At 44.8% G+C, this 12,106-nt stretch carries 9 protein-coding genes; 3 read left to right on the forward strand and 6 right to left on the reverse strand.

The window, feature by feature from the left end:
- Both PF479_RS17665 and PF479_RS17670 read left to right on the forward strand, forming a co-directional pair.
- Positions 1 to 1,163: family 43 glycosylhydrolase (locus PF479_RS17665; protein ID WP_298009419.1), on the forward strand; the 1,163-nt coding region annotated here is incomplete at its 5' end.
- A complete protein-coding gene (locus PF479_RS17670; RefSeq protein ID WP_298009421.1) occupies positions 1,160 to 2,509 on the forward strand; it encodes a GH1 family beta-glucosidase in 1,350 nt (449 codons plus the stop codon). The genes PF479_RS17665 and PF479_RS17670, both read left to right, overlap by 4 nt.
- A gap of 17 nt (positions 2,510 to 2,526) precedes the next feature.
- Here the strand turns inward: PF479_RS17670 and PF479_RS17675 are convergent, their stop codons facing one another.
- Positions 2,527 to 3,495: a glycoside hydrolase family 88 protein gene (locus PF479_RS17675; protein WP_367277256.1), complete on the reverse strand. Its 969-nt coding sequence runs from the start codon at positions 3,493 to 3,495 to the stop codon at positions 2,527 to 2,529.
- A 767-nt stretch (positions 3,496 to 4,262) separates the two neighbouring features.
- Between PF479_RS17675 and PF479_RS17680 the strand changes: the two genes are divergently transcribed.
- Complete coding sequence (locus tag PF479_RS17680; RefSeq protein WP_298009423.1) at positions 4,263 to 4,514, forward strand: hypothetical protein; 252 nt, start codon at positions 4,263 to 4,265, stop codon at positions 4,512 to 4,514.
- Positions 4,515 to 4,732: 218 nt separating this feature from the next.
- On the opposite strand, the gene PF479_RS17685 is transcribed toward PF479_RS17680, so the two are convergent.
- The 5 genes from PF479_RS17685 to PF479_RS17705 form a co-directional block, all read right to left on the reverse strand.
- Complete coding sequence (locus PF479_RS17685) at positions 4,733 to 7,000, reverse strand: formate C-acetyltransferase/glycerol dehydratase family glycyl radical enzyme (protein WP_298009441.1); 2,268 nt, start codon at positions 6,998 to 7,000, stop codon at positions 4,733 to 4,735.
- Between the two features lie 147 nt (positions 7,001 to 7,147).
- On the reverse strand, positions 7,148 to 9,001 hold the full coding sequence (locus tag PF479_RS17690; RefSeq protein WP_298009426.1) for a hypothetical protein: 1,854 nt from the start codon (positions 8,999 to 9,001) through the stop codon (positions 7,148 to 7,150).
- 13 nt (positions 9,002 to 9,014) lie between these two features.
- Positions 9,015 to 9,929, reverse strand: coding sequence for a glycyl-radical enzyme activating protein (locus tag PF479_RS17695; protein WP_298009429.1), 915 nt, complete (start codon positions 9,927 to 9,929; stop codon positions 9,015 to 9,017).
- A gap of 88 nt (positions 9,930 to 10,017) precedes the next feature.
- The gene (locus PF479_RS17700; protein ID WP_298009432.1) at positions 10,018 to 10,881 is read right to left on the reverse strand and encodes an AraC family transcriptional regulator; all 864 of its coding nucleotides are present in this window, start codon (positions 10,879 to 10,881) and stop codon (positions 10,018 to 10,020) included.
- Between the two features lie 147 nt (positions 10,882 to 11,028).
- A complete protein-coding gene (locus tag PF479_RS17705; RefSeq protein ID WP_298009435.1) occupies positions 11,029 to 11,892 on the reverse strand; it encodes an AraC family transcriptional regulator in 864 nt (287 codons plus the stop codon).
- Positions 11,893 to 12,106 lie beyond the last annotated feature (214 nt).

Below are 12,106 nucleotides of genomic sequence, written 5' to 3' on the forward strand. Positions count from 1 at the left end.
CACAGACTCTGGCTCTGAAAGGGAATCCCGAAGAAATTTATCGCGGGAATCGGAAATTTGGCTGCCTGGAGGGTCCGCAGCTCTTAAAAAGAGAGGGATGGTATTATCTGATAGCTGCCGAAGGCGGAACCGGTTATGGACATGCCGTTCAGGTTTCACGGTCCAGAATGATTAATGGTCCTTACGAGATGGATACCACAGGGCCGCTTCTTACTTCCCGCATCAATCCCCGCCCCGCAGAAAATGACTATACCGAGGATTTTCTGAAACCTCATTTCTATAACCCTGAACTTAAACTTCAGAAGGCCGGTCATGGAAGCCTCATCGAAGACGACAAAGGACGGAGCTGGCTGTTTCACCTCTGTGCCCGTCCCCTGATGCCCCAGATGCGCTGTGTTCTGAACAGGGAAACCTCCCTTCAGAAGGTGATATGGAAAGAGGGCTGGCCCGTCCTGATGACAGGAGGCTGTCACCCGGCAGACAGCATTGAAATCGATGGAGACATAGAACAGACGCAAGACATCAGCTGTCAAGGGATTGATAACTTTGATACAAAGACCCTGGGAACTCAATGGTACAGCCTGAAGGCCCCTCTTGAAGAAAACTGGTGCTCCCTGACGAAGACTCCGGGAGTCTTGAGCATACGGGGAAGGAATTCCACATACTCCGCTCATGATACCAGCCTTGTAGCCCGCCGGATTCAGCATTTCAACTGCCTGATAGAGACGACCCTGGATTTTAATCCCGGCTCCTATCGTCAGATGGCAGGATTAATGGTTCTCACCGGCAGCCGGACCTATTACTACCTGAGAAAATTCTACAGCCGCAAACTTCAAAGCGTAGCCCTTGGAATCCTGGTCAGCCGCAATGGAGAGCCCGCGGAACTTCATGAAACAGTGACCTCTGTTCCCGGAGACTCGGAAATAACTCTCCGCTGCCGGATCAATCAACCCCTCCTGCAGTTTTCCTATCAGATAGGGAACAGCAAAGAGATCCGCGTCGGATCACCCCAGGATGCATCCATCCTGAGTGATGAATACACCAATAACGGCCCCGGCGCCTTTGACGGCAGCTTCTGCGGCATGACTGCTCAGGATCTGGACAGACACAGCCAGTGGGCCGAATTTTCAAATTTCAGCTACAGGGAGATTGAATCAGAATGAAAGATATTTATACATTTCCGGAAAACTTCAAATGGGGAACCGCAACAGCTTCCTACCAGATCGAAGGAGCTGTCAATGAAGATGGCAGAGCCCCCAGTATCTGGGACACCTTCGCCCATAAATCCGGGAAAATTGATGATAATATGACTGGGGATGTCACTTGTGACCATTATCATAAATACAAGGAAGACATCGCCCACATGAAAGATCTGGGTATCAGGAATTACCGATTTTCCCTGTCCTGGTCCAGAATTATCCCGGAGGGATCTGGAAAGGTGAACCAGAAAGGCCTGGATTTCTACAGCAGGCTGGTCGACGAATTACTGACTGCCGGAATAACCCCCTATGCGACTCTCTTTCACTGGGACCTGCCCCAGGCCCTGCAGGACGCAGGAGGATGGGCCAACCGGGAGACAGCCTATAAGTACAGAGACTATGCCGATGTGGTCTGTACTGCCCTGGGAGGCCGGGTCAAAAACTGGATGACCCATAATGAACCATGGGTTCATTCCTTTGTGGGCCACCTTTACGGAGATCATGCTCCGGGACTGAAAGACTTAAAAACGGCTCTTCAAACGGCCCATCATATGCTTCTGGCTCATGGTCTGGCCATCCCTGTGATCAGAGAAAAATCTCCCGGCGCCCGTATCGGTATCGTCAACAACCTGGAATGGATCGAACCAGCCTCTATGGATTCCCGGGACAGGGATGCGGCGGACCGCCATGACGGAGCTTTCAACCGCTGGTTCCTGGACCCGGTCTTTTACGGCAGCTATCCCAAAGATATGATGGACTGGTATGGTTCGGATGCTCCCGAGATTCTGTCGGGAGATATGAAAACAATCAGTGCTCCCATAGACTTTCTGGGGGTGAATTTTTATACAAGAAGAATCATTGCCCATGAAAATCACGGAAATTTCCTGAAGTGCAGACAGGTCCGATATCCTTTCATGAAGAAGTCTAATTATGAAGAGTGGGAAAATAATGCGGAAGGTTTGTACCGCCTGCTGATCCGGCTGAAGACAGACTACGGCAACCCCGAAATGATGATCACAGAAAATGGCACTCCACTACCGGATGTTCTGGAAGCAAACGGAGAGGTTCATGATCCGGAAAGGATTGATTACCTTTACAGGCATATGGGTGCGGCCTGGCAGGCGATTGAAGACGGAGTCAGACTGAAGGGTTACTTTGTCTGGTCCCTGCTGGACAATTTCGAGTGGTGTCTGGGCTTTACGAAGCGCTTCGGCCTTCTCTATACAGACTATGAAACAGGGAAGCGTATTGTCAAAGACAGCGGACACTGGTATTCAGATGTGTGCCGGAAGAACAGAATAGAGTTGTAAGTAAAATTATCAATATTCTAATCCCCGGATGAAGCATTCATCAAGTCTTTATAAGCGGCTTCCATCAGTAAGAAAAACGACTGTCCTTCCGGAGCAACCCCAGAGCTGACAAACTGGGGAGCTCCGCAGACTCCTTGAACAAGTCCATCCTGATCTACTTTTTTATGGACGGCCTCCCGAATATTCTTTGCCACTTCAAAATAGGAAGGATTAATCCATTTTGATTCAAGACAGCGGAAAATGGTATAGCCAATCATCTGAGCTGAATTTGTTTCAACAAAAGAAGAGGGTTGATCCAGAACATCATGGAAAAGAAAATCTTCCCGGGTATAGGAAAGAAAACTATCAATCAGTTCTCGAAGATGATCTAATAATTGTTGTTTCTCAACAAGAAATTCATTCCCCAGGGTCTTCAGTACTCGGACAATTCCCGCGGCAGCCCATCCATTACCGACTCCCCAGTAACTTTTCCGCAGGAAGGTCTGTGTTTTATCATCCCAGATATGAGAGTAGAGTTTCCTGTCTTCATCATATAAACAGTCTTTCATTCCCATGAGTTGATTTAAGGCCTCTTCTTTGCAGCCATAAGCCGCTAAAAACGGAGGGGACATATACATAGAATCCACCCAGATCTGAGGCTCCTTTACCAGATGATAAATGATTCCTTTGGGGGACCTGGGAGCCAGATTCAGAAGATAATCAGCCATTTTTTTCACAGCTTGCTGCAAGGTCATATCATGGGAGGTTCTTGCTGTAAAGACTAAGGCTTCTCCGATGGCAGCGTGATCTGTCACGGCAGTGGGTTCACCCATGGATGCAAGACGCCCATCCTCAATTTGACGACAGACGGCCTCGCGGCAGAGGAGTAGCACTCTCTTGTACTCTCTCCTCTCAAGAAAAGCTTGAGCAGCAACACCTTGCTCCCAAGAATACCTTTGCATACATAGAAGGGCCAATGCAACATTTTTTATAATAATATCATCCATAATCAACCTGTCCTATCCCAGTACACAGTACCATAAGCTATCATATTTTGTTTTGCAGCGGAAAAACTTTTTTATACTCCCGGAATAGAATATGGTAAGATTTCTCCAAATAGATTTAATTAGATGATATTATGAAAGTCTAAAATGACTACACATGAAAGCTACTTCAATGAAACTATCTCTGGAATTCCAGCTGCGATTTATAAAGGAATTTCGAGATGAAATTTATCCGATTTATAAACACCGGAATTATAGACTTAAACGATACAGAGAGGAGGCAGATACACCTGCTCATTCTATTAAGTTCAATAAATTTCATCACCACTTTTCTATATATGATTTTTTATATAAAGTTGGGTTTCAATGGTGCTTTTTTTATAAATTTTATCGCTGAATTTTCATACCTTTTGATTCCGATTCATTTCATGAAAAAGAAATACTATTTTGCGAAAGTACATGTATTAATCACTTTTTTTATCAACATCCTAATATTGAGCGGATTGTTCTTTATGAAAGAATCCAACCTGCACTATTATCTAATTGCCATTCCTATCTATTATTTCCTACTATTTGGTTTTAAATCTAGTTTTTTAAAGATACTCTATCTTTTAGTACCCTGTTTCTTTTTTACATATCTGGAACTATTTATATACAGGCCATTCTTATTGCCCCTTAGTTCGATGGAAATCAGAGTTTTCAGCTCTACTTCAATTTTCGGCCTATCATCTTTGATTTTTTTAATGCTTTGGTTTTCGGGAAATCTAATTATGAAAGAGCAACAAAGATTGGAACAAACAATCAAAAAACTGCAATCTGCACTTGCAGAAGTAAAGACCTTAAAGGGTTTATTACCAATTTGTTCAAAGTGCAAGAATATTAGAGACGATGGATACTGGAAACGCCTTGAAGAATATATAGAAGAAAATTCAGATGCCAATTTCAGCCACGGTCTTTGCCCGGATTGCGCAGAAGAACTTTACGGTAATCAGCCCTGGTTTGATAAAGAGAAAATACATTGACCATCGTCAAGATTACCTTTCAAAATTGGACTCCCCAGAAAGATATATACAGGACCTCCCGAAGCAGTATATCCAGGGAAATAAAATATTGTTCAATCAAGAAAAGTACATATTTACGATATTTTAAATATGCACCTTAAATATTTCCATTCATGATGCTCTTCAAAAATGGGGAGGATTATCAAGGAGAGTCTTAAACACCGAACAGCCCGGAATCATTATGCATCACTGTATGTTGTTCGGGCAATGATTTCTTCCTGCAAGTCTCCGGCAAGCTCGACAAAGTAGGCGGTGTACCCGGCAACACGTACTGTAAGCCCCTTATACTGTTCTGGATGGGCTCTGGCTGCCAGAAGGTCCTCCTTTCTAAGGACATTGAACTGGACATGATTGATATGAAGCCTGACAAAAGTTCGAAGCAGTTGTGTAAACTTGAGAATACCTGTCTCTGTTTTGAAAAAATCAGGCAGAAATTTCATATTCAGCAGGGAGCCGTTGCTGCTGTGCTCCGGGTTTATCTTTGAGACCGACTTCAATAATGCCGTAGGCCCGCTGACATCACGGCCATACATGGCGGAGACCCCACCGTCAGCCAGGGGATCTTTGGCCAGACGCCCATCTGGTGAAGCTCCCACATTATGGCCCATCGGGATGTGGGCAGAAACAGTATACAAACCGGTGTGGTAGTGTCCTCCACGGGCGTTGGTGAACTCTTTCATACGCCCGGCAAAGAATCCTACCCAGAAAGCACCTATTTCATCGACCCAGTCAATATCATTGCCATATTTGGGAATCTTATTCAGGATTCTCTGCCGCAGGATTTCATTGTTCTGGTAGTTATTCCTCAAAGCGTCCAGCAATTCGGAACTGCTGATGCTCTTATCTTCAAATACCATTTTTTTAATAACAGCCAGACTATCTGCCAGATTAGCGACCTGTATGGCCTGAATACCGGAAAGGTTATAGAGAGCCCCTCCTGCGGTGACATCCTGTGCAGATTCCTGACAGCCTTCAATGACAGATGAAAGAAACGCCGAGGGGACGACTTCGGCATGAATACGATCCACTTTGTCACACATCAGCATCATCCGATCAACAAAATGATCCATCTGCTTTCTGTAGGCGGTTTCAAGTTCTTCATAGCTTTTATAACTTTCCAAAGTCCCCAGGGGAAGACCGATCTGTTTACCCGAAAGCAGGCACACCCCGTTATTCAAAGTGAGCTCAAGAACCTTTACCAGGTTAAACATGGCCGCATCACTCCAGCCCAGAGCATTGCCATGGGTTGTCAGTTCCACACAGCCGACAATGGCATAATTGACGGCATCCTCATGTTTAATACCCTGAGCTTCTAAAGCCGGTATGATGCTCTCATCATTAAAGATCTGAGGCATCCCGCTCCCTCTTCCGATAACCCGGGAACACTCCTCTAAGAAGTCCTGGGCACTATCCTTAAAAAGTCTGGCAGACAGGTTAGGTTGAGGAAGCCCCAGATGATCCTGAGCTTTCAGCATCAGGAAGGACAGCTCATTAGAACTGTCCCTGCCGTCAGGACTCTGTCCGCCCAAAGCCACATTAAAGCCGATGGGAAATCCTGCAAAGTATTTGGCACTGTTGGAATTTCTCAAGTAAACGATCTGATTAAACTTTAACCAGAGTGCTTCCACCAGTTCCAGGGATGAATCAAAATTCAGACCCCCTGATTCCATATCCTTTTTCCAATAAGGGTACAGATACTGATCGGCTCTTCCCGGAGAAAAAGAAGACGCATTGGATTCCATCTGGAGCAGAACATAGAGGAACCATAAGGACTGGAGAGCATCTCTGAAATTTTCAGGAGCCTCTTCAACAAGCCTTCTACAACTCGCGGCTATTTCAAGAGATTCCAATGTCCGGCTTTGATCCTCTGAGGCCAGCTGCTCTGCCAGATCCGCATAACGCCGGATAAAAACCTGAGCTGCAGAGAGTACAATGATTTCTGCCTCATAGAATTCACGCTGTTCTACTGTCAGTTCTGCGCTTTTGTCCTTCAGATAGGATTGGACTTCTTTTTTCAGACCGGCAGGACCGATTCTGAGCCATTTCTCTGTATCCGGACAGATATGCCCCTGGGGATGATCTTTCTGATTGATCTTTGCCACAAGTCCGATTGCGGAAATCTCATCTCCGTGGCGTGCCCGGATGATATCTTCAAGGGTCCTTCCTTTCCAGTAGGGAAGGATCTCTTCCCGGAAAGTGACAATATCTTCGGGTCTGACCCTAAACTTGTCCTGGGGTCTGGTTTCAAGACTTTCAATCTCATCATCGATCCAGGAGATTCCCGCTTCAGGTGAAACAACTCCTGCCCGGACTTCGGCGGTCCGGTTCCCGACAATGAGTTCTCCCGGATAGATCTTAATTCTTATTTCTTCCAGAGCTTTAGCCAGGGCATAGGCCCTGTTCATCCTTCTGGATTCTCCTTCATGTTCTTTGTAGGAGTCGGTAATGAGCTATGCCTGTTCAAGGGACAGAGAACGGTCTTCCTCGAGCATCTGTTTCTTCAAAGATTCAATGCGGCCAGACTGGGATAATTCTCTGATAAAGGAAATAGTTTCTTCTCTGTTCTTCATATAAGTCCTCTACTGTTCCATTGATTATTTGACTAATTTATCCACCGCGTAATAAACCGCACCGATGGCCTGAGCAAATTGGGCAACAGTAAATTGTTCATCCCCTTCCAGTTGCTTCATCAGGGGTGTATGGGCCAGGTCTGAATCGGCAATTTCAAATTCGATCTCGGGTACAATATTTCTGGCTCCTTTTTCCATTGACGTAAAACAGGCCTTTCTTTTAACCAGACGGCCGAACAATATCCGTTTTTTGGCTTTGGGCCTCAGCAGTTTTTCGGTTTCCACAAGAGCAACTCCCAGGGACTCTCCGATATCCTGCCATATTCTATGATTCACCTCATCATTCTCTCTCTCCAGCAGAGTCATCATATGCTCCAGAAAGGGTTTTCTCATATCAGGATTCTCCGAAGGAACAACAAAACGTCCTTTAGATTCACCCTCTACCTCAACCTGAATTTCCCGAACAAGTTCTTTCTCTAGAAGCTCTTCAAATAATTCGGGTCTCTCTTCTGGAAAATACTTCATGGCCAGACGAAAGACGCCGCTCTGACTGGCATATTTCTGGAGGGTTCCCGGTAGATCGGTATTAAAATTTTTCACACTCCGCAGATCATCTGCATGAAAATCTCTTTCGGGATAGCTGCCAAGATCAATGATACAGTTGTAAACTTCCAGGGGGATGTCCGGAATGGAACCGTCCTCCCTCACCCATCCTGTTCCCAACTCTGTGCCCAGAGTATGAGCGAAAAAGCCTCCCTGCAGAGATTCGGTCTCTCCGGATGCAGCCTGCTCAACAGCAGCGGTAAAAGCAGCCATAGGACCGTCATTGGTCATGCTGACTAACCCCTCTTTTTTACAGAACTCTTTCAGCTTATCATCAAGATGGGTCAGCTGCTTAAAGTCGGATTCATAGTCAATTTCCGGATTCAGGCGGATACCTCGGGTTTTATATACTTCACCGCCCACAATTTTATTGTTGACGACCACATCGGGAAAACACATACCGATTCCATCGAGCAAACCATCCTGTATACCGACATAGGACTCCATCTCATTACATGCTTTTTGAATCAGTTTAATATCTGTTTTTTCAGCCATAGCCTGATCCAGGAGTAACAGGATTTCTTCGGGTACTATGAATGACCCGGAATGCAGGGCATTCCACAGTGTGAAAAGACGGGTTAACAGGACAATGGGATCTACCAGTTCTCTCGACTCTTTGAATAAGGGCGGAAACCAGTCATATTCCTTCATACAAAGGATACGGCCCTGGCCGATCAAAGCCAACTTGATATCCGTGCCTCCCACATCAATCCCCAGAATGGTCTTTTCACCCAGACCGTTCACAGAGCGGGTGAAAACATGGTCTCCAAAACTGAGCTCCTCGGGGTAGTAGGAGATACTTTCCAATTCATTGATATCCTTCATCTGCATTGAAAAATGTAAATCATAATCCGGAGAAAGGGCATCCAGCATTCTGTCTATGACATTAATACAACGGCCATAGCCCTTTCTTTCATTCCTGCTCAGTTTCAGATCAAACCCTTCTATCAGTTCTGCAACAAGAGATCTGCAGGTCTCATTATTCTGATCAAAATAGAACTCCAGACTCTGCCCCCCCAGGGAGGATAAGGCATTATAGACTTCCGCCTTTAGATAATCGCAGCTCAGGACTTTCCAGTGTTCATCTCTCATGACAGAGGGAACAGTATAGGAAAAGCTTCGACAGGACTGACCATCCATAGACAGGAGTACCGCTTTTATTTCCAGCTTCTCTCCTTCATCCAGAGATTCAAAAGCACTGCGTACATCATTGATATAGGCGGGAGCGCCATTCCGAGCCGATTCAATTAAGTCAGAGACTTTATTCTGTTTCACAATAACCTCATATTTATTCATTGATCATGTCTAATCCGAGATCGGCCAGCATAGTCTGCCAGCTTTTCAGCTGGGCATCACTGAATGGTTTAGCCTCGCGGATAGAATCGTTCTTTTCATTTCTTATCTGGTACTTGCTCATGGCCAGAGAATTATAATTCAAAAGCTCATACTGAACCCGCCCTTCCAGAGAAAGAATAAAGGTTCCGATGGCTTTCAGGTTTTCATCACTGCCGCTGAAATGGGGTATCAGAGGAGTTCTGACCAGGATTTTTTTACCCGATGCAGATAAATATTTCAGGTTTTCCAATATTATTTTGTTGGAGCCCCCTGTGTATTCGAGGTGTTTTTCATCATCAAATATTTTCAGATCACATATAAATAAATCAGTATAAGGAATAAGTTTTTGTAGAACAGAACTGGGGCAGTACAAAGCGGATTCGATGGCTGTATGAACCCCTCTGGCTTTGCACTCCTTAAGAATCTCCAGGGCATATTGAAACTGGTAAACAGGATCCCCCCCCGAAAGGGTCACTCCTCCGCCGGACTCATCGTAAAAGCTTTTATCTTCAAGAAGTGCATTCACAGCATCCTCATGATCCATTTCCCTGCCGTCAAACAGAAGGGCCTGAGTGGGACAGATCTCCACACAGAGACCGCAGGAATCACAAAGCTCATGATTAATATTGATCCTGAACTGCTCGTCCTTTTCACTGATGCTGAGAGCCTCGACCGGGCAGGCCTGGACACAGAGAGAACAGTGCATACATTTATTGGGGAAATACCAGAGCTCCGGTTCCTTCTGGATTCCTTCGGGATTATGGCACCAGACACAGTTAAGAGGGCAACCCTTCAGAAAAAGAGTTGTCCGGATACCGGGTCCGTCATGAACAGAGAATTTCTTAATATCAAAAATATATCCCTTCAATTACTAATCCTAAAACAAGAGTCTTCTGGTTTAATTATTAGGGATTCCATAAGAGTTGTCGTTAGAGAGTATTGTCAGATAGTTTGGATTATTTTGTCATTTCCCGATCTATTTTAGGAGAGCGAATATAGATCTGTTTATACAATCTTGAAAAATAGTGATAGTCATCGATGCCCACCATAGCCGAGATTTCATGAAGAGTTCTTTCAGGGTAATTCTGTAAATACTCCCTGGCATGTCTCATCCTGACCTGATTCCAATACCTTGAAAGATTAATTCCCATCTGTTCTTTAAAAACCCGGCTCAGGTAAGATGATGAATAACCCAGTTCCCGGGCAATATCTCCCAGAACCAGGGAGGTCTCGCATCTCTGCTCTACAATGGCGACAACTTTCTGAATGATTTTCTGCCTTGTAGAAATATGCTTATTGATGGCCATTCTGTCGGTAAGGAAATTTCTATGGAGGTACACAAGAATAGAATGAAACAGACTCTGTACGGCGGTCTCCATTCCCTCTTCCTGCATAATCAATTCTGCAATCAGCAATCCGAAGAAGTGGGAAAGATTGTACTGGTCTTTCACAACATGTTTATTCATTTCTGCCAACTGACCGTACATCCTGGTTAAGGTCACATCAGATGAAACCGTAAAAGCCATATAATACATCCGGTAGGGATCAAAGGGATCTGCCAGGGACCTATGAATCTGGTGGGGATGTGTTAAAAAGATATGCCCGGGCTCCACCCGATATTCCCGGTCATGAATAAAAAAGCTGCCCCGGCCTTCAGTGATCAGGCAGATTTCAATGGTATCGTGTGAATGATTATCCTTAAAATAGTCGGGGCGGCAAATGAGATCTCCCAGAAGAATGATTTTGGAGTGGGAATCTTCATAGGGTTCTTCCCTGGAGAATACATAATAATTACTTTCTAGAGATCTCTCTTTCACCATAATGACCTTGTTTTGAAGTATAATTAGGTTAGTCAAAAAATGATAGAAAAAAGGGTCCCCAAAGAGATAGGAAATCAAGCTTGAAAATATGACTGGAACTTTTGCCCTCAGGATGATTTAATCCGGATGCTCTGCCCCCTACCCTCTTTAGTTGGTTTTTAGATTATTTCTATACTGAGAAGGGCTGCAGGAGAATGCTGTTCTAAAGAAACGGTTGAATCTTGAAACATCAGAAAAGCCGCAGTCTTCAGCAATTACCAGGATCTTATCATCACTGGTTCTGAGTTTATGCAGAGCCGCTGCCAACCGCTTCTGTTTTAAAAAGTCACCCGTACTCATCCCGGAATAGTCTTTGAACCGTCGGCAGAGATTCGCCGGCTTCAGCCCGCTCAAACGGCAAAGTGCATTAAGACTGACTGCTTCAGTATAATGCTTTTCCAGATAGATCCTGACAGCCTCCATCCTTGTCTTGTAGCTGTCCCATTGTTCATTTTTTACAATTGGCGCGGCTCTGCAAAGTTCTATAAGAAACAATCGAAGTATAGCCAGCGACGCCGCTTCATTACCCCATTCATCCGACTCCTGTTCCAGCAAAAGCATATTGAGGATAGATTTCATTTTTCCAATATCACTGACATTCAGATGAATAACGCCATTGAGACGATTTTCGAGACCCGGGTGAAGGGGAATGAGGTCATATAGTTTTTCCAGGATGGAATCAGGGAGTTCCGGTAGATTAAACCGCTCCGGATTTATATAAATATTCATTAATTCAACGGGTCCCTCAGGTGTTTTCAAGGAGTGAAATTGCCTGAAATTCAGTATTGTCAGCCCCCCGGCACATTCATCATAGGTTTGTCCGGCAGTGATATGCCTGAAAGTTCCATTGAACACATATAGTATTTCTATAAAATCATGGCTGTGGAAATCATGCTGGGCCTGTTCAAAATTTTTAAAATATTCCAGAGACAGACCTGCTTTCTCCAGACGTTCTTTGCTTGAGGCAGACACGGGTCTCTTTAAAGCCTGTAAAGATTCGCTATGCATTTAGTAAATATAGACCAAGATAATAATAGATCAAAGGCTTATTTTATTAGAAGGAGAAAAAAATGAATGCAAGAGAGCGCGTCCTGGCTATATTGAACAGAGAAAAGCCGGATCGTATTCCCGTGGACATCTGGTTGGTTCCCGAACTGGTGGAAAAATTCAAAAAACGGTTACATGT

This window comes from Oceanispirochaeta sp., assembly GCF_027859075.1.
Classification (GTDB): Bacteria; Spirochaetota; Spirochaetia; order DSM-2461; family DSM-2461; genus Oceanispirochaeta.

Coding starts and splice junctions, on each gene's coding strand:
- PF479_RS17700 (WP_298009432.1), bottom strand. CDS start 10,881: ATGGTGAAAGAGAGATCTCTAGAAAGTAATTATTATGTATTCTCCAGG.
- PF479_RS17675 (WP_367277256.1), bottom strand. CDS start 3,495: ATGGATGATATTATTATAAAAAATGTTGCATTGGCCCTTCTATGTATG.
- PF479_RS17680 (WP_298009423.1), top strand. CDS start 4,263: ATGAAAGAGCAACAAAGATTGGAACAAACAATCAAAAAACTGCAATCT.
- PF479_RS17670 (WP_298009421.1), top strand. CDS start 1,160: ATGAAAGATATTTATACATTTCCGGAAAACTTCAAATGGGGAACCGCA.